The organism is Paraburkholderia denitrificans (assembly GCF_042655705.1).
Taxonomy (GTDB): domain Bacteria; phylum Pseudomonadota; class Gammaproteobacteria; order Burkholderiales; family Burkholderiaceae; genus Paraburkholderia; species Paraburkholderia denitrificans.
This window is the reverse complement of record NZ_JBHSMP010000017.1, coordinates 1-25,454: the sequence shown is the minus strand read 5'-3', so window position 1 is coordinate 25,454 and position 25,454 is coordinate 1. Positions and strand designations below refer to the sequence as shown.

The window sequence follows — 25,454 nt, the reverse complement described above, 5'->3', positions numbered from 1 at the left end:
GATAGTTTGTACTTATACACCTATGGCAGCGATTCGCCAATATTCAACATACATCGTCGGGCAGGAACGGCATTCCTCAGACGATGCCGGAGCGTGCGGGTTCCATAGCGCATCGGAGCCCGACTGAAGACCTTCGTTCAGGCCTTCAGATACTGCTCGCGCGCGCCGAGCCAGCGGTTCAGGTGCTGCGCGACGACGTGCGGCCAGTCGCGCAGCAGCAAGTCGGCGGCGCCGCGCGCGGGTTCGATGAGCCAGCCGTCCGTTTCGAGGTTCGCGAAGCGCAGCATCGCCGCGCCCGACTGACGCGCGCCGAGGAATTCGCCGGGGCCGCGGATCTCCAGATCGCGGCGCGCAATCTCGAAACCGTCGGTGGTTTCGCGCATCGTCTGCAGCCGCGCACGGCCGGTCAGCGAAAGCGGTCCGCTGTAGAGCAGCACGCACACCGACGCCGTGCTGCCCCGCCCCACGCGTCCGCGCAGTTGATGCAGCTGCGCGAGGCCGAAGCGCTCGGCGTGCTCGATCACCATCAACGAGGCGTTGGGCACGTCCACGCCCACTTCGATCACGGTCGTCGCCACGAGCAACTGCACTTCGTCGCGCGAAAAGGCGTCCATCACGGTGGCCTTCTCCGTCGACGAGAGGCGCCCGTGCACGAGCCCGACCGTCAATTCCGGCAGCGCGGCGACGAGCGTCTCGTATGTCTCCACCGCCGTTTGCAGCTGCAGCGTCTCGCTCTCCTCGATCAGCGGGCAAACCCAGTAGACCTGGCGCCCCGTGAGCGCCGCCGCGCGCACGCGCTCGATGACTTCTGCGCGGCGCGCGTCGGAGATGAGCTTCGTGAGGATCGGCGTGCGGCCAGGCGGCAGTTCGTCGATGGTGGATACGTCGAGGTCCGCGTAATACGTCATCGCGAGCGTGCGCGGGATGGGGGTCGCCGACATCATCAGCTGATGCGGCTGGAACGCCTGCCCAGCGGGCGCGGCGGCGCTCGTGTTCTTCGCTTTCGCGCGCAGCGCGAGCCGCTGCTCGACGCCGAAGCGATGCTGTTCGTCGACGATCACGAGGCCGAGCCGCGCGAATTCGACGCTATCCTGAATGATCGCGTGCGTGCCGATCACGAGCTGCGCGGTGCCGAGCGCCGCGGCTTCAATCGCGGCGCGCTTTTCCTTTGCCTTGAGGCTGCCCGCGAGCCAGGCCACCTGCACGCCGAGCGGTTCGAGCCAGCCGCGCAGCTTGCGCGCGTGCTGCTCGGCGAGGATTTCGGTGGGCGCCATCAGCGCCGCCTGATAACCCGCGTCGATGGCTTGCGCCGCCGCCAGCGCCGCCACCACGGTCTTGCCGCTGCCTACGTCGCCCTGCAGGAGACGCTGCATCGGATGCGGCAGTTCGAGTTCGCGCGCGATCTCGGCGACGACGCGCTGCTGCGCGTTCGTCAACTGGAACGGCAGCGAGGCGCGTAAGCGGGTGACAAGCGGCTCGACAAGCGGCGCACTGGCTGCATCCTGCGCAGCCGTTTCGCGCAACGGCATGGCCGGTGCGGCGCGCGTGCGGCGCTCTTCGTGGGCGCGCTTGAGCGACAGTTGCTGCGCGAGCAGTTCCTCGAATTTGATGCGCGTCCACGCCGGATGCGTGCCGTCGATCAGCTCGGCCTCGTCGGCGTCGATGGGCGGATGGTGCAGCGTCTTCACCGCTTGCATCAGCGGGGGCAGGCCAAGCGGCGCCATGAATTCGCGCTCGACGGCCTCGGGCAGCAGCTCGGGCAGCGACGCGCGAGCGAGCGCGTTGTCGATCGCCTTGCGCAGATACGCCTGACTCACGCCCGCCGTCGACGGATAGACCGGCGTGAGCGCCTGCGGCAGCGGCGTGTCGTCGTCGACGACGCGCACCGCCGGATGCACCATTTCCATGCCGAAGAACCCGCCGCGCACGTCGCCGCGCACGCGCAGGCGGCGGCCCGCCGCCATCTGCGTGACCTGCGAGCCGTAGAAGTTCAGAAAGCGCAGGACGAGTTCGTCGCCGCCCTCGTCGCGCAGTTTCACCAGCAACTGGCGGCGCGGACGGTACGCGATTTCGTTGTCGAACACGACGCCTTCCGTCTGCGCGATGCCGCCGGGCAGCAGCTCGCCAATCGGCGTGAGCGTGGTTTCGTCCTCGTAGCGCATCGGCAGATGCAGGACGAGGTCGATGTCGCGCGAGAGGCCGAGTTTGGCGAGACGGTCGGCCGTTTTCGTGACGGCGGGCTTGCCTTTCTCTTTCTCTTTCGCGCGCGCGCTCTTTTTGCCCTTCGGAACCTCGGCCGTTGCGCCGCGCTTTTTGCTGCCTTCGCTGCTCTCGCCGCCTTCGGTGGTCTCGCTGCTCTCGCTGCCGTCGTTACTTTCGCTGTCTGCTGGCTCGCTCGCCGCGCGCCTGCCGCGTTCAGTGCGGCCAGCGCGCTCAGCGGAGCGTTCCGCAGCCGCGTGCTTGCCGTCCGCAGCCGCAACGCTCGCGCCGACGTGCTCGCGCGCGTCGGCGGACGAATCGGTTTCGGGCATCGGACGGCTCACAGATGAGGGCATAGGCGGCTTCGCAAGTACAATATCGGCTTTCCGGCGTGGCGCAGCAGGCCCCAGGCGCGCGTTGTGCGACAAGACCCACTGCCGCTCGCGCGCGAGCGCGTGGCACGCAACGCGTGCTGCACAAGCACGAACGCGAGCGCGAACGGTCCCGCCATCATAGCCGCTCGCCGCACCGCGGCGGGCATCGTGGTTCTGATCGCGGCACGCAAGCCGCCTCTCGCGCAAGCGCCGCCTAAAGCCATCAGCCGCATTTCCGTTTCATCAGGCCGCATGTTCAAGCTTTCCGATTTCGATTTCGACCTCCCCGAAGAACTGATTGCGCAGACCGCGCTACCCGAGCGTAGCGCGAGCCGTCTACTGGAAGTCGACAACCGCGTGCAGCCCGCGCGCCTCACCGACCGCCGCTTCGCGGAACTGCCCGAGTGCCTCGCGCCCGGCGATCTGCTCGTCTTCAACGATACGAAGGTGCTCAAGGCGCGCTTCTTCGGCCAGAAGGCGAGCGGCGGCAAGATCGAGGTGCTCGTCGAGCGTCTCACGGGCGCGCGCACGGCGCTCGCGCAGATCCGCGCGAGCAAGAGCCCGGCGCCGGGCACGACGCTGCGTCTGGCCGACGCGTTCGACGTGACGGTGGGCGAGCGCGTCGAGCCGTTCTACACGCTGCATTTCCCCGACGACTGCCTGACGCTGATCGAGCAGCACGGCCGCCTGCCGTTGCCGCCCTACATCACGCACGACGCCGACTCGACCGACGAGACGCGCTACCAGACCGTATTCGCGCAAAATCCGGGCGCGGTGGCCGCGCCCACGGCGGGCCTGCACTTCGACGACGCGCTGCTCGCCAAATTCGACGCGATGGGCGTCGAGCACGCGACGCTCACGCTGCACGTCGGCGCGGGCACGTTCCAGCCGGTGCGCGTGGACAACATCGCCGAGCACAAGATGCACAGCGAGTGGTACCAGCTGCCGCAGTCGCTCGTCGACAAGATCGCGGCCACGCGTGCGCGCGGCGGCCGCGTCATCGCGGTGGGCACGACGTCGATGCGCGCGCTCGAAGCGGCGGCGCGCGACGCCGAGCGCGAAGGCCTCGCACTCGCGGCGACTTCGGCGGAAACCGACATCTTCATCACGCCGGGCTATAAATTCCGCGTGGTGGACCGGCTCGTCACGAACTTTCACCTGCCGAAGTCGACGCTGCTCATGCTCGTGTCGGCGTTCGCGGGGGTCGAAACGATCCGCGCGGCGTATCGTCACGCAATCGAGGCGCGCTACCGGTTCTTCAGCTACGGCGACGCCATGCTGCTCACCCGAAGCGAGAACGCGCTCGACGAGTAACCAACACTCACACAAATTTCCCTCGACCGCCGCGCACGAACGCGAACACAAACGCGATCAAAAGCGCGAACACGAACGCGACGGTCACCACCATCTGCGCCGGACTGTTTTCCGGTGGCACAGGAGCTCATGCATGACCGACGGTCATCAACAAAACGATGCACGCGCCGAACACGGCGCCTACCTTGGCGAACGCCCGCAAAATGGCCTGAAATTCGAACTGCTCGGCACCGACGGCCTCGCGCGGCGCGGGCGCGTCACGCTCAACCACGGCGTCGTCGAAACGCCGATCTTCATGCCCGTGGGCACCTACGGCACGGTCAAGGCGACGCAGCCGCGCGAACTGGTCGAGATGAACGCGCAGATCATCCTCGGCAACACCTTCCACCTCTGGCTGCGCCCGGGGCTCGAAACGATCGAGGCGCACGGCGGCCTGCATCGCTTCATGGGCTGGAACCGTCCGATCCTCACCGATTCGGGCGGCTTCCAGGTGTTCTCGCTCGGCGACCTGCGCAAGATTTCCGAAGACGGCGTGCGCTTCGCGTCGCCCGTCAACGGCGACAAGCTGTTCCTCTCGCCCGAAGTGTCGATGCAGATCCAGAAGGTGCTGAACTCGGACATCGTCATGCAGTTCGACGAGTGCACGCCCTACGCGACCAACGGCGTGCCGACGACGCACAAGGATGCCGCCGACTCCATGCGCATGTCGATGCGCTGGGCGAAGCGCTCGATCGACGAGTTCAACGCCTTGAGCAACCCGAACGCGCTCTTCGGCATCGTGCAGGGCGGCATGTTCGAGGACCTGCGCGACGAGTCGCTCGCCGGCCTCTCGGAGATGCCGTTTCACGGCTTTGCGATCGGCGGTCTTTCAGTCGGCGAGCCGAAGGAAGACATGATGCGCGTGCTCGAGCACATCGCGCCGAAGCTTCCCGCCGACAAGCCGCACTACCTGATGGGCGTCGGCACGCCGGAGGATCTCGTGGCGGGCGTGGCGTCGGGCATCGACATGTTCGACTGCGTGATGCCGACGCGCAATGCGCGCAACGGCTGGATCTTCACGCGCTTCGGCGACATCAAGATCCGCAACGCGACGCACCGCAACTCGCTGCGTCCGCTCGACGAGCAGTGCGGCTGCTACACCTGCCGCAATTTCACGCGCGGCTATTTGCATCACCTGCATCGCGTGGGCGAGATTCTCGGCGCGCAGCTCAACACGATCCACAATCTGCACTACTACCTCGAACTGATGAGCGAGATCCGCCAGGCGATCGAGACGAAGACGTTCGCGGCGTTCCGTCAGCGTTTTCACGAGAACCGCGCGCGCGGCGTGGAGCCATAAGGGCGCGTAAGAGCGCAATAAGGGCGCAAGACGCGGCGGCACGGCGTTGTGCGCCCCGGTCGCCGTTGACCGCCGTTGACCGTGCACCGCATGCACCCGGAGTACATTACAATCAGCTTTCACCAACACAAAGCGGACGGACCGGTTCGTCGCGCGACGCGACGCAACAAGCGCGAAGCGCCGACGAACCACGCTGAACCAGGATCGGCCGCTCCCATCACCGCCCGCAATGCGCATTTGTCGCATTAAGAGCTTGATAGGAAAGCCAATTTTGGGTAGCCGTCGCGCCGGGCGCCGGTGGTAGAATAACCGGCTTGATTTTCGATCGTACAAACGGAGAGACCAACGTGTCGTTCATTTCCAATGCCTTCGCACAAGGCTCCGCAGCGGGTGGCGCGGAATCCAGTCTGATGAGCTTCCTGCCGCTGATCCTGATGTTCGCGGTGCTGTACTTCATCATGATCCGTCCGCAGATGAAGCGTCAGAAGGAACACCGCAACATGCTCGCGAACATGGCCAAGGGCGATGAAGTCGTCACGAGCGGCGGCATCGTCGGCAAGGTGACCAAGGTCGGCGAAGCCTACGTGGGCGTCGAAGTGGCGGACGGCACCGAAGTCACCGTGCAGAAGTCGGCGGTTTCGACGATCCTGCCGAAGGGCACGATCAAGTCGCTGTAAGCGCTCGCTGGCGAACTCCGCAAGCCGCAAGCCTAAAGCAGCCTCAAGCGTCCGGCACTGTCCCGGCTGAATTCCTCCAGCCCAGACCCTGCCGGACGCGCGCGCATCGAGCACGCAATTCCCCTCCCCCGTTGGGTCAACCAATGAACCGTTATCCCCTCTGGAAATATGTCGTGATGGTCGTGGCGCTCGCCATCGGCCTCGTGTACACATTGCCCAATTTCTTCGGCGAAGCGCCCGCAGTCCAGGTGTCGAGCGGCAAGGCCACCGTCAAGCTCGACAGCGGCACGCTCGCCCAGGTGCAGGCCGCGCTCACCGCGAACAACATCGCCGCCGCCGACGTCACGTTCGACAACTCGGCGATGAACGCGAACATCCGCGTGCGCGTCGCCGACACCGACACGCAGCTGCGCCTGAAGGACGTGCTCACGAAGGCGCTGAACGCCGACCCGACCGATCCGCAGTACATCGTCGCGCTGAACCTGCAAAGCGCCTCGCCGCGCTGGCTGACCGGCATGCGCGCGCTGCCGATGTATCTCGGCCTCGATCTGCGCGGCGGCGTCCACTTCCTGCTGCAGGTCGACATGAACGGCGCGCTCAGCAAGAAGCTCGATTCGGACGCATCGGATGCGCGCACGCTGCTGCGCGAGAAGAACATCCGCGACGGCGGCGTGAACCGCGTCGGCCAGTCGGTGGTGATCAATTTCGCCGATCCGGCAGTCGCCGAAGGCGCGCGCAAGGTGCTCGCAGGCGGCGTCAGCGAACTCCAGTGGGCCACGCAAACCGCGCCGGAAGGCGGCGTGCAGCTCGTCGGCACGTTCACGCCCACGGTCAGGCAGGCGGTTCAGGAGGCTGCGCTCAAGCAGAACATCCAGACGCTGCATAACCGCGTGAACGAACTCGGCGTGTCCGAGCCCGTGATCCAGCAGCAGGGCAACGACCGCATCGTGGTCGAGCTGCCGGGCGTGCAGGACACCGCGAAGGCGAAGGACATCATCGGCCGCACGGCGACGCTCGAAGCGCGCCTCGCCGACCCGCTCGGCCTGCACCCGGATCCGAACGCGCCGGTCCCGCCGGGCGACGAACTCTTCACGCAGGGCAACCAGGCGCCCGTGCTGCTCAGAAAGCAGGTGATCTTCACCGGCGACCGCATCATCGACGCGTCGGCGGGCTTCGACGAACATCAGCGTCCGTCCGTCAACATCCGTCTCGACTCGGCGGGCGGGCGCGCCGTGCGCAGCGTCTCGCGCGACAACATCGGCAAGCCGATGGCGATGGTGCTGTTCGAGCGCGGCAAGGGCGAAGTGCTGACGGTCGCGACGATCCAGTCGGAACTGGGCGACCGCTTCCAGATCACGGGCCAGCCCACGGCGCAGGCCGCCGCCGACCTCGCGCTGCTCCTGCGCGCCGGCTCGCTCGCGGCGCCGATGGACATCATCGAAGAACGCACGGTCGGCCCGAGCCTCGGCGCCGACAACATCCGCAAGGGCTTCGACTCGGTGATCTACGGCTTTGCCGCGATCTCCGTGTTCATGATCGGCTACTACATGCTGTTCGGCCTGATCTCGGTGATCGGCCTCTCGGTGAACCTGCTGCTGCTCGTCGCGGTGCTCTCGATGCTGCAGGCCACGCTCACGCTGCCTGGCATCGCGGCTATCGCGCTCGCGCTCGGTATGGCGATCGACTCGAACGTGCTCATCAACGAGCGTGTCCGTGAAGAACTGCGCAACGGCGCGCCGCCGCAGCTCGCGATCCACAACGGCTACGCGCACGCCTGGGCGACGATTCTCGACTCGAACGTGACCACGCTCATCGCCGGTCTCGCGCTGCTCGCGTTCGGCTCGGGTCCGGTGCGCGGCTTCGCGATCGTGCACGTGATCGGCATTCTGACGTCGATGTTCTCGGCCGTGTTCTTCTCGCGCGGGCTCGTGAACCTCTGGTACGGCGGCAAGAAGAAGCTCAAGTCGCTGGCCGTGGGGCAAGTGTGGCGTCCGCAGCCGGAGATGGCGGGCGCTGCCGCGCTGACCAGCGACGACGACGCGGACACCGACACGGGCCGCGCCATCGTCGGCGCCACCCAAACCCGTGAGACCGCCAAGGCCGGCAAGGCCGCGAAGGCTGCAGGCAGCGCGAGCGGCCCGGCGCGCGCCAAACCGGTCGTGCGCCGCAGAAACGGGCCGAGCGGCCCAGGCAACCCGGGCTCGTCCCGCTGATACGGAGTCAAGATCATGGAATTTTTCCGCATCCGCAAAGACATCCCTTTCATGAAGCACGCGTTGATCTTCAACGCGATCTCGCTCATCACGTTCATCGCGGCGGTGTTCTTCCTGTTCCACCGCGGCCTGCATCTGTCGATCGAGTTCACGGGCGGCACGGTCATCGAAGTGCAGTATCCGCAGGCGGCCGAACTCGAGCCCGTGCGCGGCACGCTCACGAAGCTCGGCTATGGCGACGCCCAGGTGCAGAACTTCGGCACCTCGCGCGACGTGCTGATCCGCCTGCCGCTCAAGCAAGGGCTCACATCCGCGCAGCAGAGCGACCAGGTCATGGGCGCGCTCAAGGCCGCGGATTCGCAGGTGCAGCTTCAGCGCGTGGAGTTCGTCGGCCCGCAGGTCGGCAAGGAACTCGCCACCGACGGCCTGCTTGCGCTCGCGTGCGTGGTGGCGGGCATCATCATCTACCTGTCGTTCCGCTTCGAATGGAAGTACGCCGTGGCCGGCGTGATCGCGAACCTGCACGACGTCGTGATCATTCTCGGCTTCTTCGCGTTCTTCCAGTGGGAGTTCTCGCTCTCGGTGCTGGCCGCCGTGCTCGCGGTGCTCGGCTACTCGGTGAACGAATCGGTCGTTATCTTCGACCGGATCCGCGAAACCTTCCGGCGCGAACGCAAGATGACCGTTGCCGAGGTCATCAACCACGCGATCACGAGCACGATGTCGCGAACCATCATCACCCACGGCTGTACGCAGATGATGGTGCTCTCGATGTTCTTCTTCGGCGGCCCGACGCTCCACTACTTCGCACTTGCGCTGACGGTGGGTATTCTCTTCGGCATCTACTCGTCGGTATTCGTCGCGGCGGCAATCGCAATGTGGCTCGGCGTGAAGCGCGAAGACCTCGTCAAGGAAAAGAAGGACAAGTACGATCCGAACGATCCCAACGCGGGCGCGCAGGTTTAAGCCTGTTCGGTTTTAAGCCCGTTCGGTTCGATCAACGAAAAGGCCGGTTCTCGCGAACCGGCTTTTTCATTTGCGCGCCGCCACGCTATTTCGGCGCGGCGACGATGTGAAACTTGATCAACACTTCGTCGGCGACGGTGGACGTGTCTTTCCACTCGCCGGTACCGACGTTGAACGCGAGCCGATGGATGGGCAGCGTGCCGTCGAATATCTTCGTCGTGCCCTGCTGCGTGAGCACAATCGGCACGACCACGGCCTCGGTGTGCCCCTTGATCGTGAGATTGCCGTTCACGCGGAACTGGTTTGGCCCGGTCGGCGCAACCGAAGTCGAAACGAACGTGGCCTGCGGCCAGGCCTTCGCATCGAACCATTCAGGACCGCGAATGGAATCGTTGTAGCTCGCGTCGCCGAGATCGTAGCTGCCGGTATCGACCGTGATGCGCGCCGTGCCCGCTTGCGGCTTCGCGGGATCGAAGGCGATCTGCGCGTCGAACTTCGTGAAGCGGCCTTCCACCGGCACGCTCATCTGCCGCGAGACGGCGACTAACGTACTCTTTGCCGCATCGATCTGCGCCTGCGCGTCGCCCTCCCAGGCAAGCGCCGCGGCACAGCCCGCCGCGAGCGCCAGCACGGCTGCAGGACGGCATCTTGTCCCTCCGAAGCTCGCATTCATGATCGCCCTCGTCTGAGCACAGGAATCATCCGCGCAAGCAACCCGTCGCGGTCCAGCCAATGATGCTTGAGCGCCGCCGCCACATGCACCGCCACGAGCGCGGCGAGCGTGTAGTTCAGCGCGACGTGCACGAGGCGCAGGATCGGCTTCAGCACCGGGTCGGGGCCGATCAGCATCGGCAGGCGCACGAGCCCGAGATAGACGACAGGTACGTTGGCCGCGCAACTGAAAAGGTAGCCGGTGATCGGCACGGCAAACATCAGGAAATACAGCAGCACGTGCGCCCCTTGCGCCGCCGCGCGCTGCCAGCGCGACATGCCCGGCGGCAGCGCGGGTGCGCGGTGCGTCGCGCTCCAGGCCACGCGCAGCACGGCGAGGCCGAATATCGTGACGCCGATCCACTTGTGCCAGGCGTAATAACGGAGTTTGTTGGGCGTGATCCCGGGAATACCCGTCATCACCCAGCCGAGCGCGAACGCGCACACCATGAGGAGCGCCATGACCCAGTGCAGCGCAATCGCGGTGCGGGTGTAGTCTTCGGGCGGGGCCAAATCGTGCGACATAGGGATCGTTAGCCGTTCCAGCCAGCTTGTTGATCGGTTATTGTCATTTAACGCGGCAGCGGGCTGCACCATTCCACGCATTCGCAAGTTGCGGACCTCGTACGCGGCTCGCCTGCGAGGGTTACAAGCGTCAAACGCCTAAACGTGGCACACTCCTGGCCCGTCATGCTACTCCAGCAGCGCCCGGCGGCACGTTCTGCAGACGGGGCGCGGGCGGAGAGCGCCACGGCACGCCGCAGCCCGCGTTTGGTAACATTGCACGAAGCTGCGGCGAACCCCGAACCTGTTTCGCGCGCACCCGCGCCGTTCGTCCCATTCACGTCGATTTGCGTCATCTGCGAGCATGGCCTACGAACACCTGATCGCGTGTCACGACTGCGACGCGCTCTATCGCAAGCCGCGTCTGCTCGGCCGGCAGACCGCGCGCTGCTCCCGCTGCGGTGCGACCCTCTATAGCAGCGGCTCCGCGCAGCTCGACCGCATCTGCGCGATGACGCTCGCCGCGCTCGTCACGTTCATCATCGCCCAATCGTTTCCTATCCTCGAACTCGACGCCAACGGCATCACGACGGAATCGAGTCTCTTCGGCGCGCTCCTCGTGCTGTGGAGCGAGGACATGCAGATCGTCGCGCTGATGGTGTTCTGCGCCACGATCCTCTTTCCGCTCACCGAACTCGTCGCCCTGCTCTACGTGCTGCTGCCCGTGCGGCGCGGCGTCGTGCCGCCGGGCTTCAACCGCGTGCTGCGCGCGATCGAATTCGTGCGGCCCTGGGGCATGCTCGAAGTGTTCATGCTCGGCGTGCTGATCACGATCGTAAAGATGGTGAGCCTCGCGCGCGTGATTCCGGAAACGGCGCTCTTCGCATTCGGCGCGCTCACGCTGATGTTCACCGTGGTCGTCACGTTCGACGCGCGCACGCTCTGGGATATCGCCGACGCCCTGCGCGCCCCCGCCGCGCCCAGGCCGCCGCGCCCCCGTCCGAACCCGACGGGCGCGTCCCCGCACTGAGGCGACCGATGAAATACCTGACCGCTTCCGTTGCCGGGCTCGTTTCGTGCCGCTCCTGCGGGCGCGTCCAGCCACGCCCGCGCAGCGCCGCCCCGTCACCCTGCGCGCGCTGCGGCGCAACGCTCCACGAGCGCCACCCGGACAGCCTCACGCGCACGTGGGCGCTCCTCATCGCCGCCGCGGTGCTGTACATTCCCGCCAACCTGCTGCCGGTCATGCACACGGCCACGCTCGTCGGCGAAGAAGACGACACGATCATGAGCGGCGTCGTCTACTTCTGGACCTCGGGCTCATGGCCGCTCGCGATCATCGTGTTCATAGCGAGCATCCTCGTGCCGATGCTCAAGCTCACGGTGCTCGTGCTCCTCTCGCTCACCGCCGGACGCCGCTCGAAGTGGCGCCCTGTCGAGCGCGCGAAGCTCTTCCGGCTCGTGGAGTTCATCGGCCGCTGGTCGATGCTCGACGTCTTCGTCGTCACGCTGACCGTCGCGCTCGTGCGTTTTCAGTCGCTGGCCGTGATCACGGCGCGTCCGGGCGCGATTGCGTTCGGCTCGGTGGTGGTCCTGACCATGATGGCGTCGATGCAGTTCGATCCGCGCCTGATCTGGGACCCCGTCGACGAAGACAGGCAAACAGGCACGCACACACCCGAGCCATCTACTCAGGATCATCCTCATGAGTGACCCGAAAGGACCGACCCCACCCAGCGGGGGCGGCCCGCTCCCGCCCGATCTGCCCGAGCCGGAAATCGTCAGACCGAAGCGCTGGCTGCCCTCGCTCGTCTGGATCGTGCCGCTCGTCGCGGCGCTGATCGGCGTGGCGCTCGTGGTGAAGTCGGTGGCCATGCGCGGTCCGACCATCACGATCAGCTTCGCGAACGCCGAAGGCCTCGAACCCGGCAAGACCAAGGTGAAGTACAAGGACGTCGACATCGGCTCGGTGCGCGCGATCAAACTCTCGCCGAACCTCTCGCACGTGCTCGTCACCGTCGAGCTGACCAAGGACGCCGAAGCGTTCGCCGTGAAGGACAGCCGCTTCTGGGTCGTGCGCGCGCGCATCGGCGCGAGCGGCGTTACGGGGCTCTCGACGCTGCTGTCGGGCTCGTATATCGGCGCCGACGCGGGCCGCTCGACCGAATCCGCCACGGACTTCGTCGGGCTCGACGCGCCGCCCGCCGTCACGATCGACCAGAAAGGCCACCGCTACACGCTGCACAGCGAAACGCTCGGCTCGCTCGACATCGGCACGCCGATTTTCTACCGGCGCATCCAGGTGGGCCAGGTGACCGGCTACTCGCTCGACAAGGACGGCACCGGCGTCACGGTGCACGTGTTCGTGAGCGCGCCGTACGACCAGTACGTCGGCACCAACACGCGCTGGTGGCACGCGAGCGGCGTGAACGTGCAACTCGATTCGAACGGTATCAAGGTGAACACGCAGTCGCTCGCGACCGTCGTGGTGGGCGGCCTCGCGTTCCAGGCGCCGCCGGGTCAGTCGGCGGGGCCGCAGGCACCCGACAGTTCGGTGTTCACGCTCGCCTCCGATGAAGTCGAGGCGATGCGCGAGCCCGACGGCGCGCCGCTGCACGTGGTCATGTACTTCAACCAGTCGCTGCGCGGGCTCGCGGTCGGCGCGCCCGTGGACTTCCGCGGCATCGTGCTCGGCCAGGTCACCGACATCGGCATCGAATACGACGCGAAGGAGCACAACTTCACGATGCCGGTCGCGATGGATCTGTATCCGCTGCGTCTGTCGCGTCGCGGCCGGGGCCAGCCGCCCCCGCCGCATACGCCGCAGGCCCACGAACTGATGAAGCGCCTCGTCGCACGCGGACTGCGCGGGCAGTTGCGCACCGGCAACCTGCTCACGGGCCAGCTCTACGTCGCGCTCGACATCTTCCCGAAGGCCGCGCCGTCGCACACCGATCTCGATCACGACCCGCTCGAACTGCCGACCATTCCGAACTCGCTGGAAGAACTGCAGCTCCAGGTGGCCGACATCGCGAAGAAGCTCGACAAGATACCGTTCGACCAGATCGGTTCGAACCTGAACGATTCGCTCAAGAGCGCCAACCAGCTTTTCGCCCAGGTGAACACCGAACTGCTGCCGCAGTTGCGCGGCACGTTGGGCGAAGCGCAGAAGACCTTCAGCGCGGCCCAGGCGACGCTGCAGCAGGATTCGCCGCTGCAGTCCGACGTGCATCAGGCGATGCAGGAACTGACGCGCACGCTGCAGTCGCTCAACTCGCTCTCGGATTATCTGGAGCGCCATCCCGAATCGCTGCTGCGCGGCAAATCAGGAGACAAGCCATGACGTTCGACCGGCTCCCTCCCCGGCACGCCGGCAGGACCGGCCGCCGCGCTGGAACTGCCGCAATCGCAGCAATCGCCACGCACGCCGCCCGCGCGGCGGTGCTCGCCACCGCGGCGGCGGCGGCCACACTGCTGGCCGGTTGCGCCTCGCCGCCGAGCCACTTCTACACGCTGAGCCCGAGCGACGACGCCGCACCTGCGGCAGCATCGGTCACCGCAGGCAACCCCGCGTGGCTGATCGAACTCGCGCCGGTCAACGTGCCGCCGCAAGTCGCGAAACCGCAGTTCGTCGTGCAGACCGACGCGACCCGGGTCCTCGTGCTCGAACAGCAGCGCTGGGCGTCGATGCCGGGCGACGAGATCCGCCGCGCGCTGTCGGGCGACCTCACGCAGCAGCTCCGCACCATCGACGTCTACGGCTCGCCGCATCCCGAAGGCGTGCCGGTCTACCGTGTGAGCGTCAACGTGCAGCGCTTCGAATCGTGGCCCGGCTCGCACGCGCTCGTCGACGCCGTATGGAGCGTGCGCTCACTCGCGACGCAGACGGTCATGACCTGCCGCAGCGTGCTCAACGAACCGGTCGGCGACGGCTACGACGCGCTCGTCACCGGGCACCGGCGCGCGGTCGCGGCGCTGTCGACGGCAATCGCGAGCGGCGTGCGCGCGCTCGCGGCCCAGCCGCAAGCGCAGACGCAGACACAACAGCAACCGGCTCCTGGCGGCGCGAAGCACACCCGCCACACACAGCCCGCCGCCCTCATCCCCTGCCCGGCCACGGCACCCGCTGCCGCAGCCGGATCGTCCACCTCTTCCGCCGCGCCGGGCACGACGCCCGGCTAATCCCACCACGCCTGCTGCACGGGACAGACCGTGCCGCAGGTGCCACCTGCCTCCTCCCGAGGCGCAACGCAGGCACGTTACGCCCCATGATTCATTCGTTCAAATCTCTCTGGAAGAAATGGCGCGCATCGCGCGGCACAGTGCAGCAACTCGACGCGCTGCTCGCCACCGCCGATGCCGACGCCCCTTACGCCGAACGCAGCGACTGGCTGATCGAGCTGATGCACTGGATTCACCGGCGCGGCACGCTCGACGCCACGGACCTCGCGCGCGCGGCTTCCGACGACGAACCGCGCTCCGCACCGCCCGAGCACGCTCGCGTGCGCTACCTGCTGCACGTGCTCGAGCGCAATCCCGCGTGGCGGGCGAACGTCGGCGCGATCATCCGCAAGCTGCTGCGAGAGAGCGACAGCATTTCGCTGCTCTGCGACGCGGGCATGCCCGTGCATTCGGGCCTGACCGGCGCGCTCGTCGAGCGCATCCAGGCGCAGTTGATCCCGCCCGCGCCGAGCCGGCGCGACCTCGCGGCGCTCTTCACGCTGATGTTTCCGAACGACAACGATCCCGACTGGATTGCGACGCTGCCGCTCGATCTGCTGACCCGGCTGCACGCGTTGATCGTCGAACCGGAGGAAGCGCGCGCGCCGCTTCCCAGCACCGCCCTTGCGGGAGACGAACCCGATGCGGCCGCAACCACGCCGCGCGGGCGGCAGCGCAGCGACTTCCCGGTCGATCTGTTGACGGCGCTTCACAACCTCACGAGCCAGATCAGCTCGACGGGCCTTTCGTCGACGGTCCGCAGCCGCCTGCTGGACGACGATGCCCCGGCGGACGTCGAACGCCTGCCGTTCTACCGCCTGAACCGCGCGATGCTCGCCGTGGAGAACGCCCGCGACGCGGGCGAACCGGAGCGATTGCTCCAGGAAGTGCGCTGGCTGCGCCTGCTGCTCGACAGCTGCCGCGCGGCCACCGACGACGTGTTCGCCCACCTCTATCGTCACGGCGTGCGCGTCGACACGGTGTTCCAGGTCGATCGCATGCGCATGCGGGTACAGCGCGCCGAGCGGCTGCTCGACGCATGGATGGCGTCGCATGACGTGCGCCTTCAGGCGCGCCTCGTCGCCGATCTGGTGAGCGCGAACCAGGCCAGCCAGAGCGTCTCGCACCTGTTGCGCAGCAACTTCGCGTTGCTCTCGCGCAAGGTCGTCGAGCTGAGCGCCGACACCGGCGAACACTACATCGCCCGCAACCGCGCCGAGTATCTGACCATGCTGCGCATGGCCGCGGGCGGCGGACTCGTCACGGCGGTGACGGTGTACGTGAAGTTCGGCATCACGGGGGCGCACCTGCCGTCGATTGTCGAAGGGGTGTTCGCGGGCCTCAACTACGCGCTCAGCTTTCTCGCGATCCACTTTTGCCACTTCTCGCTCGCGACCAAGCAGCCCGCGATGACCGCGCCGACGCTCGCACGCGAACTCGACGGCACCGGCAAGGCACCGGGGCGCGCGCGCTTCGTTTCGTCGGTGGTTGCGCTGATCCGCACCCAGGCGGCGGCGGTGCTCGGCAACGTCCTGATCGTGTTTCCGGCGTGCCTCGCGATCCAGCTCGTCTTCGGCTGGCTTTTCGATGCGAGCCTGATCTCGCCCGAGAAAGCGCACAGTACGCTGCAGTCGTTCTCGCTCGCGGGCCCGACGCCGCTCTACGCCGCGCTGACCGGCGTGCTGCTGTGGGCATCGAGCGTGTTCGCCGGTTGGGCCGACAACTGGTTCGTGCTGCATCGCGTCGAGGACGCGCTCGCGTGGAACCGGCGTCTGCGCCTCACCCTCGGCACCTCGGGCGCGGCGCGCTTCGCCCGCTTCTGCCGCGCGAACGCCGGAGGTGTCTGGGGCAACGTCGTGCTCGGGATGCTGCTCGGGCTGGTTCCGGCCATCGTGTCCGCGTTCGCGTTCCAGTTCGAGGTGCGCCACGTGACGCTCTCGGCGGGCGCGATCGGCGTCGCGATGGGCGTGCTCGGCGCCGCGACGCTCGAAACCGCCGAACTCTGGTGGGCCGCCGCGGGCGTCGCCAGCATGGCGGTGCTCAACGTGACGGTGAGCTTCGGGCTCGCAATGCAGATGGCGCTGCGCTCGCGCGGCCTGCGGCACAAGGACGTGCGGCCGCTCATGCGCGCGCTGCAGCGGCGCGTGGTGCGCCGTCCGATCGACCTCTTCTGGCCGATGCGCAAGAGCCGGGACGGCGCGAAGGCGGGGCGGCATTGAGGGCGGCACTGAGGGCGGCACTGAGGTGCCGCACTGACGCACGGCAGTGCAGCACCGTTTAGGAGCGCGGTAGGCGGTCCGGCCACGCCGCCCGACATCCGGGCGGCCCGCCGCCGCAACCCGCGTACAATAGCGCCTTCCCCGCAGCGTCCCGTCTTTCTTCATGTCCTTCGAATTCTTTGCTCCCTGCCCGCGCGGGCTCGAAACCGCGCTCGCCGCCGAACTGGCCGAAACCGCGCAACGGCGCTTGCCGCCCGGTGCGCTGGAGGTCGGCGCCGATGTGCCTGGCGGCGTGCACTTCCGCGGCAACTGGGCCGGCGGCATGGCCGCGAATCTGCATTCGCGCATCGCGAGCCGCGTGCTCCTGAAGATCGCCCAGCGCCCGTATCGCAGCGAGCAGGACATCTACGCGCTCGCCGCCGAGCAGCGCTGGGAGCAGTGGTTCACGCCGAACGAAACGCTGCGCGTCGACATCACCGCGATCAAATCGCCGCTGCGCAGCCTCGAATTCGCCACGCTGCGCGTGAAGGACGCGATCTGCGACCGCATGCGCTCGAAAACGGGTGCGCGTCCGAGCATCGACACCGCGTATCCCGACGTGCGCGTATTCGCGTTCCTCACCGCCAGCGACTGCACGCTCTATCTCGACACGTCGGGCGAGCCGCTCTTCAAGCGCGGCTGGCGTCTCGACAAGGGCGCGGCGCCGCTGCGCGAGAACCTCGCCGCCGGCATCCTGCGTCTCACGGGCTGGACGCCCGGCACGCCGCTCTACGACCCGATGTGCGGCAGCGGCACGTTCCTCGCCGAAGCGGCGCAGGTCGCGCTCGACATCGCGCCGGGACTCTCCCGCAGCTTCGGCTTCGAGCGCCTCAAGCAAGTCGACACGGCCGCCTGGCGTTATCTGAAGAGCGAGGCGAACACGGCGCGCAACACCGCGCAAAGCCGCACGTCCGGTCTGCACATCTACGGCAGCGACATTTCGGACGTGATGCTGGAAAAGGCGCGCGCCAACTTCGCGCGCGCGGGCTTCGGCAATGTGCCGCTCAAGCAGCTCGACGCGCGCAACATGACGCCGCCTGAAGACGCGCCGGGCATCCTCGTCGCGAATCCGCCGTATGGCGAGCGTATCGAAGTGCGCGGGCGCAACGCGCGCGGCGAAGCGCGGCCTACGTCGCGCGACCGCGACGACGCCGAAGAAGGCTTTCGCCGCGCCCAGACCGACGCCGACGCACCCGACGCCGAATTCTTCCAGGCGCTCGGCGATGCGCTCAAGCAGCGCTTCACCGGCTGGCGCGCGTTCGTGCTGACCTCGGACCGCAAGCTGCCGGGCCAGCTGCGCCTGCGCGAATCGGCGAAGACGCCGCTCTACAACGGCGCACTCGAATGCCGCCTGTTCCGCTTCGATCTGATCGCGGGCAGCGTGCGTCAGCGTCCCGTGCAGGACAATGCGAACCCGGGCGGGAACGCCTGATTAGCGCTTGATTAGCGCCCGATTCAACGGCGGCGCGCATCCCCAAAGGATGCGCGCCGCACGCTGGCCCGCCTGAGCGCGGCGCAGCGTACTTGGAGTTGCAAAGATCGCTGCGGCTTCCGCCCGCTTCGTTTCGTACTCCACACTTTATTTTCCCGTAGCAACCGCCGATATCGAATCGTGCCCGTGACCGGCGCGGCGTCGAACCATCGCTACGTAGCTACGTAGCAAAGCCCAGCCTCAATAAACCGGATGGATACTGCCAGCCGCCCGCCCCTCTGCTGACAGTACGTTGTCAGCAGCGCCCCCGCACACTTCGCTTACGCCATCTGGCGAAGCCGCAACACTCACCGTCAGCAGTCCGCAATCGAGGAACGCATCATGTCGACCGAAATGTCCCATGTCATCTCGTGGTTCGAAATCCCTGCGTACGATCTGGAGCGCGCCGCCCGCTTCTACGAAACAGCGCTCGATACGCCGTTGCAGCGCGACGTGGTCGGCGGCGTGCCGATGGCGCTGTTCGCCCACGCCGAAGCCCACACGGGCGGCTGCATCGTGTTCAATCCGCGCGACTCGAAGCCGGATCCCAAGGGCGTGCTCGTCTATCTGAACGCACAGCCTTCGGTGACAGCGGTGCTCGACCGCATCGAAAAGGCCGGCGGCAAGAAGCAAGGCCCGGCGCAGGAGTTACCGAACAATTTCGGCTATATCGGCTTCTTTATCGACACCGAAGGCAACCGCGTCGGGCTGCACGCACCGAAACTCGGCTAACGCACGCGCGGCGCTATGATCGCGCCATGGGCGGATGGCCGTAGAAAAGCGGCCAGACGGCCATCCGTCCCTTTCTCCGTCGATTCCTCGCGCCCTTATGTCCCGTCGTGCCGACCGGCTGTTCCGCATCGCCGAGCTATTGCGCGGACGGCGTCTCACCACCGCGCAGCAACTCGCCGAGTGGCTCGAAGTCTCGCCGCGCACCGTCTACCGCGACGTGCGCGACCTGCAGTTGTCCGGCGTACCGATCGAAGGCGAAGCGGGCATCGGCTACCGTCTTGCGCGCACCGCGAGCCTGCCGCCGCTCACGTTTACCGCCGACGAACTCACCGCGCTCGCCGTCGGCGCGCGCATGGCCGAATCGTGGGGCGGCGCAGCGCTCGCGGGCGGCGCACGCGGCGCGCTCGCGAAAATCGCCGCGGCCATGCCGGCGGACAAGCGCGTGGTGCTCGAACGCCTCGCCGTGTTCGCGCCGTCGTATCACGTCGACCGGGCATTTTCGGAGAAAGTGGATGCGCTGCACCGCGCCGTCGACACGGGGCTCGTCGTGCGCTTCGCCTATTGCGACCGGCTCGGCGCGCACACAGAACGGCGCGTGTGGCCGCTCGGGCTCGTCTACTGGGGGGCGCGCTGGACCGTCGGCGCGTGGTGCGAACTGCGCGAGGATTTCCGCAATTTCGACATCGCGCACATGACCGGCGTCGAAGTGCTCGAGCCGTTTCCCGACATGAGCGGACGCAGGCTCGCCGACTACTTGCGGCGCGTGAATGCGCCTGCGCGTTAGAGGCTGTGCGTTAAAGGCTGGGCATTAGCGCCGGGACGTGAAGCGCATGCGCCGGGTGCACGTATCACGTGCACCCGGCGCGCTCACATCGCGAGATCCGCCGAAGCGATTCTGGATTTCAGATCAGATTGCCACTTCGGGCGGCGCCTGGCGGAACAGGCGCGTGATCCAGCACAGATACGCAAGCCCGAGCACGAACCACACGGCGCCGAGCACGAGCGCAGTCTTCTCCAGACTCGCGAGCAGCCAGATATCGGCCACCGCGCCGATCAGCGGGAAGATCATGCCGCCGATCAGGCCGATCTTGAGCCCGCCGTGATTGCCCGAGAGGTACACGCGAACCACGCACAGATTGACAGCCGTGAAGGCGAGGAACGCACCGAAGTTGATGAACGAGGTCGATGTGGCGACATCGAGTTTCAGCGCGATCAATCCGACGATGCCTGCGAGTGCGATGTTGAACGCGGGCGTCTTAAAGCGCGGATGAATGAAACCGAACACGCGCTTGGGCAGAATTTCGTCGCGGCCCATTGCGTAGAGCAACCGGCCGACGCTCGCCTGCGCCGAGATGCCCGACGCGAACTGCGCGAGGATCAGGCCTGCGAGGAACACGGTCACGAACACATCGCCGCCGATCATCTTCGCCACTTCGAATGCGGCCGAATCCGTGTCCTTGAATTCGACGCCCGGGTGCGCGAGCTGCATCGTGTACGCCGCGATCACGAAGATCGCGCCGCCGATCAGCGCAATCAGCAGGATCGCGCGCGGCATGTTTCTGGTCGGATCGATGGTTTCTTCCGTGAGCGTAGAAACCGCGTCGAAGCCGAGATAAGAATAGGCTGCAATTGCGGCGCCCGCCATCGTCGCGCCGAACGGCACGTGCGGCTTGAAGAACGGCTCGGCCATCGCGATGCCGCCAGGGCCAGCCGCCGCCGACGCGTAATGCCAGCACAGCACGACGAACATGGCGGTGATTGCCAGCTGCACGATCATCAGCACGATATTGAAGCGCGCGGCCAGTTCGATGCCGACGATATTCAAAACGCTCGTCAGCACGATAAACGCAACGATCCAGATCCAGGTCGGCACATGCGGAAACGCGGCGTTGAGATACGCAGCGCCGATCAGCCAGATCACCATCGGCAGGAAGAAATAATCGAGCAGCGTCGCCCACCCGATCATGAAGCCGAGGTGCGGGTTGAACGTCTTGCGCGTGTACGTGTAAGCGGAACCCGCGACCGGAAATAGCCGCGCGAGTTTGCCGTAGCTGAGTGCGGTGAATCCGATCGCGATCAGTGCGAGCAGATAGGCGAGAGCGGCGGTGTCGTCGCTGGCCTTGGCGAGCACGCCGTAGGTGCCGTAGACGATCAGCGGCGCCATGTAGGCGAGACCGAAAAGCAGCACGGACGGCAAGCCGAGCGTGCGCTTAAGGCGAGACGGTTCAGAAGATGACGACGTTTGCATTATGTCTCCTTGGCCTTTGGGAGGCCGATACGAATGCCTTTTTGTCGTACAGCCGGCATTTAATGAAAGTAAGCAGACACGCGCAGGGCACATGGCCTTGCGCGATGTCGCGGAAGAACGGCTAAAGGGCTTACGTGCTTACGTGTAGCGGCGGCGAGTCGCTTCGATCAACAACGCGCGATTCCCGTCTGCTTGTTCGACCGGCACGAGACCGAGCGGCACGCGTGCGTCGTGCAGATAGTTGTAATGTTCGAGGCTGGCTTCGATACGCGTGAGATCGATCTTCGCCTTCGCAACCATCTCGTCGCGACCGAGTTCGATGACGGTCTCGCCAAACGGATCGACGACTGCGGAAAGGCCCGCGAACGTGAGGTTGTCGTCGCCGGAACCGCAACGGTTCACCATCAGCGCGCACATCTGGTTTTCCATCGCGCGCGCCGCGATTGCGCGGCGATGCACCGGACCGAACGGATCCATGTTGCCGTTCGTGACGATCAGCAGATCGGCGTCGAGCGCACCGACCGCGCGCGCCGTTTCAGGAAATTCGATGTCGTAGCAAATCAGGAGACCTACCGTGAGGCCGTTCCACTGGCCGGTCACGAAGCGATCACCCGGCGTGAACACGCCGACATCCGATGCCCACAGATGCGTCTTGCGATAGCGCAACGCAATGGCGCCACTTTCATCGATGAGCACGGAGGTGTTGTAGAACGCGTTGCCGTCGCGTTCCGCGAGGCCCACTGCAACGGCGACACCTTTTTTTCGTGCCGCGTCGCGCACCGAGGATAATGCGGGACCGTCGAGCGTTTGTGCAATATCGGCGACGTTTTCGCGCGTCGGGAAGCCCGACAACGTCGTTTCGGGGAACACGATCAGTTTCGTGCCGCCCGTCGCATCAACCCGTTCGATCGCCTCGATCACCTTGCGCGTGTTGTGCGCGACGTCGCCATCGATGAGCGCGAGTTGTGCCAGTTCTACCTGCATGAAAACGTCTCCTTCCAAACACCTTTCGGCAGCATGTCACTTGCGTACGCACGTTCGCACGACTCTTCGCCGCACGAAACGGATTGCGCCACTGCCTCGTAATATGATGGATTATCGAGGTATTATTTTTTTCCTGGAATTACCCACGAGGGGTACCCTCACCGGAGGACATGATGGACCTGGAGTGGCGAGATCTCGCGTTTCATCGGGAGATCGGTTCGGTCATCGATGCCCTCGATGGCCCGCACTTCTGGGCGCGCCTCACGCGCGTGCTCGAAAGACATATCGAATTCGACAGCTGGGTTGCGCTGTGTTTCGTGCGCGATGCCGCGCCGATCGTACTCGCCGAGCAGGCGATGCCCGACGGCAAGATTGATCTGATGTTCCAGGATTATCTGGCTGCGCTCTATCAGCTCGATCCGTTCTATCTCACCGCATTCGAAGCGCAGGAGTCGGGTTTCTACACGCTCGCCGATGTCGCACCGGACAATTTCCGGATGACCGAATACTACGAACGGTACTTCAAGAAAAATATCGTCGGCGACGAAGTGCATTTCAACGTCGTGATTGATCGAGATCACACAATGGGGTTTTCGCTCGGCAAAACGAGCAGGTATGAGGAGCGCGAAATCGCCATGCTCACGCTGTACTCGCCCTGGGTGCGGGCGTTGATGCAGCAGCGTTTGCGCTTCGAAAAATTCGCGGTGAAAGCAGCGCCGCAAGAGGCACGAGAGGCGCGGGCCACCGAAAGTGTGGGGCCAGACCCGCAGGCGCGCTTTGGGATGTTGACGGACAAGAGCGGACGCGGCGCGTTGACGACGCGCGAAATCGAAGTGGCCATGCTGTCGTTGAGCGGATTCTCGTCGCGTGCGATGGCGGAGAAATTGTCTATTTCATTCGAGACCGTGCGCGCACACAGAAAACACATCTACGCAAAACTCGGGATCGGCTCACAGTCCGAACTGTTCGCCCTGTTCTACGAGCCGGGGAAAGCGGGTGAGGCTGAGTGATGTGCCGGGGCGTCGGGGCAGCCGTGCAAGCTGAATGTGCGCTTTGCCCGCGCGCACGCCGGAGTGACGCGCATTGGCATTCCCGTCCGGGCGACGCTGCGGCAACTACTCTTTCGGCGAGTCGATGACCCGAGTCGCACTGCCCCAAGCCGAACTCACCTGCCTTACCTGAACTATCGAGCCGGGCGTGAGTTGCTCCCAGGCTGATCTTGAAACGCAGTGGACGGGTGCGAGCAGAGTGTCCGCGACTAAAGAGATGCGATATCTGCACATATACCTGCCCACTGACTCCCACTTATTTCTGACCGTGCGATCCTGAAAAGTGGCGGCACCATAGCTCAGCGTATAGGCCCACCCAAGGGTGTATCCGGTGCCGAGTCCTGAGCTTGCGAGGAAGAACGCTATAAAGAAGATCAGGAACGACATCGAGTGCGCCGTCCGAAGCGTCGGCACCGAGGAGCGTACGAGAAGAAGGAACGCACCCGTCCAGACAATTCCCGATACCGCGATGACGGGATATAAAGAGGGCGCTGGCGAAAAGCCCCCGAAGTATGCGAAAAACCCGACCATCGTCACACCGGCCCATGCGCATACGAGGAGCCGGAGAGCAGGTCGGGATTCGGAGACGTCCCAAACTGAAATACGCCTGGATGAACCGGATGAAGCAGCATGATTTCGACACCAGGATCACCACCACCAGGTAATAGCCGAACTCAGCAGGAACACGACCGAAACGGGCAGCATCAACCGATCACCGGTCAAGGCCCAGTACCCCGTGAGAATCGTCAGCGCCGTGAGCGCCATCGACAATAGATCGAGGTCTTCGCGATATTTCTTCCGGCGTATCTCGCTCAATCGAGTCGCAATATCATCGACAAAGTCTTTGTTGTCCACTCGTGCACCCCGGTCGTTCTTTGTTGTAGTGGGAGCAGTATAGGAAATTCGCTGGAACGAACCAAAAAAAAGCGCGCATCGCTGCGCGCTTTCCCTGCCGCAATAAAGCACTACAACACCATCATTCAACCGACTTCACCATCTCCTCGATCACCTTCTTGGCGTCGCCGAACACCATCATCGTCTTGTCCATGTAGAACAATTCATTATCGAGTCCCGCATAGCCCGACGCCATCGAACGCTTGTTCACGATGACCGTGCGCGCCTTGTACGCCTCGATGATCGGCATGCCCGCAATCGGCGACTTCGGATCGTTCTTCGCCGCCGGATTGACCACGTCGTTCGCGCCGAGCACGAGCACGACGTCGGTCTGGCCGAACTCGTTGTTGATGTCCTCCATCTCGAACACCATGTCGTAGGACACCTCGGCTTCCGCGAGCAGCACGTTCATGTGGCCCGGCATGCGCCCGGCGACCGGATGAATCGCGTAGCGCACATCCACGCCCTTGTCCACGAGCTTGTCGGTCAGTTCTTTCAACGCATGCTGCGCGCGCGCGACAGCCAAGCCGTAACCCGGCACGATCACCACGGATTCGGCGTTGCCGAGCATGAACGCGGCGTCGTCGGCGGAACCCGACTTCACCGGACGCTGTTCCTTCGCACCGCCCGCCGCCGCCGCACCGTTCGCTTCCGCGCCAAAGCCGCCCAGCAGCACGTTGAAGAACGAACGGTTCATCGCGTGGCACATGATGTACGAGAGGATCGCACCCGACGAGCCGACAAGCGACCCTGCGATGATCAGCATCGCGTTGTTCAGCGAGAAGCCGATGCCCGCCGCCGCCCAGCCCGAGTACGAGTTCAGCATCGACACCACGACGGGCATGTCTGCACCGCCGATCGGAATGATGATGAGCACGCCGAGCGCGAACGCGATCACCGTCATGATGATGAACGGCAGCCACGACTGCGTGAGGAAGAACAGAGCCCCGAAGCCGATCATGCCGAGCGCGAGCATCAGGTTGATCAGATGCTGGCCCGCATACACCACCGGCGCGCCCTGGAAGAGCCGGAACTTGTACTTGCCCGAGAGCTTGCCGAACGCGATCACCGAGCCGCTGAAGGTGATCGCGCCGACGAACGTGCCGATAAACAATTCGACGCGGTTGCCGTACGGCAGGAAGTCCGGGTACGGCGCATCGGCGGTCACGAGTCCGAACGCGGCGGGTTCGGAGACGACCGCATACGCGATGCACACCGCTGCAAGACCGATCAGTGAGTGCATGGCGGCGACGAGTTCCGGCATCTTCGTCATCTCGACGCGCGCGGCGACATACGCGCC

20 protein-coding genes and 1 pseudogene are annotated in these 25,454 nt (G+C 65.6%); 14 read left to right on the top strand and 7 right to left on the bottom strand.

All coding sequences use genetic code 11. The features are described 5' to 3' along the window. Window positions 1-137: 137 nt before the first annotated feature. On the bottom strand, window positions 138-2,531 hold the full coding sequence (gene recG / locus ACFPTO_RS14685; protein ID WP_377712167.1) for an ATP-dependent DNA helicase RecG: 2,394 nt from the start codon (window positions 2,529-2,531) through the stop codon (window positions 138-140). Window positions 2,532-2,618: 87 nt separating this feature from the next. Here recG and queA point away from each other — a divergent pair, with 87 nt between their 5' ends. The 5 genes from queA to secF all read left to right on the top strand — a co-directional run bounded on the left by queA (window position 2,619) and on the right by secF (window position 9,082). Continuing rightward, on the top strand, window positions 2,619-3,887 hold the full coding sequence (gene queA, locus ACFPTO_RS14680; RefSeq protein WP_377712165.1) for a tRNA preQ1(34) S-adenosylmethionine ribosyltransferase-isomerase QueA: 1,269 nt from the start codon (window positions 2,619-2,621) through the stop codon (window positions 3,885-3,887). A 133-nt stretch (window positions 3,888-4,020) separates the two neighbouring features. After that, complete coding sequence (tgt, locus tag ACFPTO_RS14675; RefSeq protein WP_377712163.1) at window positions 4,021-5,226, top strand: tRNA guanosine(34) transglycosylase Tgt; 1,206 nt, start codon at window positions 4,021-4,023, stop codon at window positions 5,224-5,226. Between the two features lie 347 nt (window positions 5,227-5,573). Further along, window positions 5,574-5,903 carry a preprotein translocase subunit YajC gene (gene yajC / locus ACFPTO_RS14670; protein ID WP_377712161.1) on the top strand — a complete coding sequence of 110 codons (330 nt, stop codon included), beginning with the start codon at window positions 5,574-5,576 and terminating at the stop codon, window positions 5,901-5,903. A gap of 143 nt (window positions 5,904-6,046) precedes the next feature. Next, the gene (gene secD, locus ACFPTO_RS14665) at window positions 6,047-8,116 is read left to right on the top strand and encodes a protein translocase subunit SecD (RefSeq protein ID WP_377712159.1); all 2,070 of its coding nucleotides are present in this window, start codon (window positions 6,047-6,049) and stop codon (window positions 8,114-8,116) included. Window positions 8,117-8,131: 15 nt separating this feature from the next. After that, window positions 8,132-9,082: a protein translocase subunit SecF gene (gene secF / locus ACFPTO_RS14660; RefSeq protein WP_377712157.1), complete on the top strand. Its 951-nt coding sequence runs from the start codon at window positions 8,132-8,134 to the stop codon at window positions 9,080-9,082. An 85-nt stretch (window positions 9,083-9,167) separates the two neighbouring features. On the opposite strand, the gene ACFPTO_RS14655 is transcribed toward secF, so the two are convergent. Both ACFPTO_RS14655 and ACFPTO_RS14650 read right to left on the bottom strand, forming a co-directional pair. Next, window positions 9,168-9,755, bottom strand: coding sequence for a YceI family protein (locus ACFPTO_RS14655; RefSeq protein ID WP_377712155.1), 588 nt, complete (start codon window positions 9,753-9,755; stop codon window positions 9,168-9,170). Further along, window positions 9,752-10,318: a cytochrome b gene (locus ACFPTO_RS14650; RefSeq protein WP_377712153.1), complete on the bottom strand. Its 567-nt coding sequence runs from the start codon at window positions 10,316-10,318 to the stop codon at window positions 9,752-9,754. The genes ACFPTO_RS14655 and ACFPTO_RS14650 overlap by 4 nt, the downstream gene beginning before the upstream one ends. A 343-nt stretch (window positions 10,319-10,661) precedes the next feature. Between ACFPTO_RS14650 and ACFPTO_RS14645 the strand changes: the two are divergent. The 8 genes and pseudogenes from ACFPTO_RS14645 to ACFPTO_RS14610 form a co-directional block, all read left to right on the top strand. Then, window positions 10,662-11,318, top strand: a pseudogene (locus ACFPTO_RS14645) (paraquat-inducible protein A); the annotation flags it as partial. A 17-nt stretch (window positions 11,319-11,335) separates the two neighbouring features. Beyond that, on the top strand, window positions 11,336-12,010 hold the full coding sequence (locus tag ACFPTO_RS14640; protein WP_377712151.1) for a paraquat-inducible protein A: 675 nt from the start codon (window positions 11,336-11,338) through the stop codon (window positions 12,008-12,010). After that, window positions 12,003-13,640: a PqiB family protein gene (locus ACFPTO_RS14635; RefSeq protein ID WP_377712149.1), complete on the top strand. Its 1,638-nt coding sequence runs from the start codon at window positions 12,003-12,005 to the stop codon at window positions 13,638-13,640. The genes ACFPTO_RS14640 and ACFPTO_RS14635 overlap by 8 nt, the downstream gene beginning before the upstream one ends. Further along, window positions 13,637-14,479 (top strand): PqiC family protein, encoded by an 843-nt coding sequence (locus tag ACFPTO_RS14630; protein WP_377712147.1) that lies wholly within the window; start codon window positions 13,637-13,639, stop codon window positions 14,477-14,479. Before ACFPTO_RS14635 ends, ACFPTO_RS14630 begins: the two co-directional genes overlap by 4 nt. Before the next feature lie 86 nt (window positions 14,480-14,565). Continuing rightward, on the top strand, window positions 14,566-16,737 hold the full coding sequence (locus tag ACFPTO_RS14625) for a site-specific recombinase (RefSeq protein ID WP_377712145.1): 2,172 nt from the start codon (window positions 14,566-14,568) through the stop codon (window positions 16,735-16,737). A 163-nt stretch (window positions 16,738-16,900) separates the two neighbouring features. After that, the gene (locus ACFPTO_RS14620; RefSeq protein ID WP_377712143.1) at window positions 16,901-18,208 is read left to right on the top strand and encodes a THUMP domain-containing class I SAM-dependent RNA methyltransferase; all 1,308 of its coding nucleotides are present in this window, start codon (window positions 16,901-16,903) and stop codon (window positions 18,206-18,208) included. Between the two features lie 381 nt (window positions 18,209-18,589). Beyond that, the gene (locus tag ACFPTO_RS14615) at window positions 18,590-18,979 is read left to right on the top strand and encodes a VOC family protein (RefSeq protein ID WP_377712141.1); all 390 of its coding nucleotides are present in this window, start codon (window positions 18,590-18,592) and stop codon (window positions 18,977-18,979) included. A gap of 97 nt (window positions 18,980-19,076) precedes the next feature. Then, window positions 19,077-19,763, top strand: coding sequence for a helix-turn-helix transcriptional regulator (locus ACFPTO_RS14610; protein ID WP_377712139.1), 687 nt, complete (start codon window positions 19,077-19,079; stop codon window positions 19,761-19,763). A gap of 123 nt (window positions 19,764-19,886) precedes the next feature. Here the strand turns inward: ACFPTO_RS14610 and ACFPTO_RS14605 are convergent, their stop codons facing one another. Continuing rightward, window positions 19,887-21,227: an APC family permease gene (locus ACFPTO_RS14605; RefSeq protein ID WP_377712137.1), complete on the bottom strand. Its 1,341-nt coding sequence runs from the start codon at window positions 21,225-21,227 to the stop codon at window positions 19,887-19,889. Between the two features lie 138 nt (window positions 21,228-21,365). Further along, a complete protein-coding gene (locus ACFPTO_RS14600; RefSeq protein WP_377712135.1) occupies window positions 21,366-22,211 on the bottom strand; it encodes a carbon-nitrogen hydrolase family protein in 846 nt (281 codons plus the stop codon). A gap of 173 nt (window positions 22,212-22,384) precedes the next feature. Here ACFPTO_RS14600 and ACFPTO_RS14595 point away from each other — a divergent pair, with 173 nt between their 5' ends. Next, the gene (locus ACFPTO_RS14595; protein ID WP_377712627.1) at window positions 22,385-23,221 is read left to right on the top strand and encodes a response regulator transcription factor; all 837 of its coding nucleotides are present in this window, start codon (window positions 22,385-22,387) and stop codon (window positions 23,219-23,221) included. A 687-nt stretch (window positions 23,222-23,908) separates the two neighbouring features. Here ACFPTO_RS14595 and ACFPTO_RS14590 read toward each other — a convergent pair. Both ACFPTO_RS14590 and ACFPTO_RS14585 read right to left on the bottom strand, forming a co-directional pair. Next, a complete protein-coding gene (locus tag ACFPTO_RS14590) occupies window positions 23,909-24,115 on the bottom strand; it encodes a hypothetical protein (RefSeq protein ID WP_377712133.1) in 207 nt (68 codons plus the stop codon). Window positions 24,116-24,236: 121 nt separating this feature from the next. After that, window positions 24,237-25,454, bottom strand: a 1,218-nt coding sequence (locus tag ACFPTO_RS14585) for an NAD(P)(+) transhydrogenase (Re/Si-specific) subunit beta (protein ID WP_377712131.1), incomplete at its 5' end; no start/stop codon positions are given.

What these genes read in the sequence shown, in the direction of transcription:
- ACFPTO_RS14650 (WP_377712153.1), bottom strand. Translation starts at nt 10,318, where the DNA reads ATGTCGCACGATTTGGCCCCGCCCGAAGACTACACCCGCACCGCGATT.
- ACFPTO_RS14610 (WP_377712139.1), top strand. Translation starts at nt 19,077, where the DNA reads ATGTCCCGTCGTGCCGACCGGCTGTTCCGCATCGCCGAGCTATTGCGC.
- ACFPTO_RS14625 (WP_377712145.1), top strand. Translation starts at nt 14,566, where the DNA reads ATGATTCATTCGTTCAAATCTCTCTGGAAGAAATGGCGCGCATCGCGC.
- ACFPTO_RS14600 (WP_377712135.1), bottom strand. Translation starts at nt 22,211, where the DNA reads ATGCAGGTAGAACTGGCACAACTCGCGCTCATCGATGGCGACGTCGCG.
- ACFPTO_RS14635 (WP_377712149.1), top strand. Translation starts at nt 12,003, where the DNA reads ATGAGTGACCCGAAAGGACCGACCCCACCCAGCGGGGGCGGCCCGCTC.
- tgt (WP_377712163.1), top strand. Translation starts at nt 4,021, where the DNA reads ATGACCGACGGTCATCAACAAAACGATGCACGCGCCGAACACGGCGCC.
- ACFPTO_RS14615 (WP_377712141.1), top strand. Translation starts at nt 18,590, where the DNA reads ATGTCGACCGAAATGTCCCATGTCATCTCGTGGTTCGAAATCCCTGCG.
- ACFPTO_RS14605 (WP_377712137.1), bottom strand. Translation starts at nt 21,227, where the DNA reads ATGCAAACGTCGTCATCTTCTGAACCGTCTCGCCTTAAGCGCACGCTC.
- secD (WP_377712159.1), top strand. Translation starts at nt 6,047, where the DNA reads ATGAACCGTTATCCCCTCTGGAAATATGTCGTGATGGTCGTGGCGCTC.
- ACFPTO_RS14620 (WP_377712143.1), top strand. Translation starts at nt 16,901, where the DNA reads ATGTCCTTCGAATTCTTTGCTCCCTGCCCGCGCGGGCTCGAAACCGCG.
- ACFPTO_RS14595 (WP_377712627.1), top strand. Translation starts at nt 22,385, where the DNA reads ATGGACCTGGAGTGGCGAGATCTCGCGTTTCATCGGGAGATCGGTTCG.
- ACFPTO_RS14655 (WP_377712155.1), bottom strand. Translation starts at nt 9,755, where the DNA reads ATGAATGCGAGCTTCGGAGGGACAAGATGCCGTCCTGCAGCCGTGCTG.
- ACFPTO_RS14630 (WP_377712147.1), top strand. Translation starts at nt 13,637, where the DNA reads ATGACGTTCGACCGGCTCCCTCCCCGGCACGCCGGCAGGACCGGCCGC.
- ACFPTO_RS14640 (WP_377712151.1), top strand. Translation starts at nt 11,336, where the DNA reads ATGAAATACCTGACCGCTTCCGTTGCCGGGCTCGTTTCGTGCCGCTCC.
- recG (WP_377712167.1), bottom strand. Translation starts at nt 2,531, where the DNA reads ATGCCCGAAACCGATTCGTCCGCCGACGCGCGCGAGCACGTCGGCGCG.
- secF (WP_377712157.1), top strand. Translation starts at nt 8,132, where the DNA reads ATGGAATTTTTCCGCATCCGCAAAGACATCCCTTTCATGAAGCACGCG.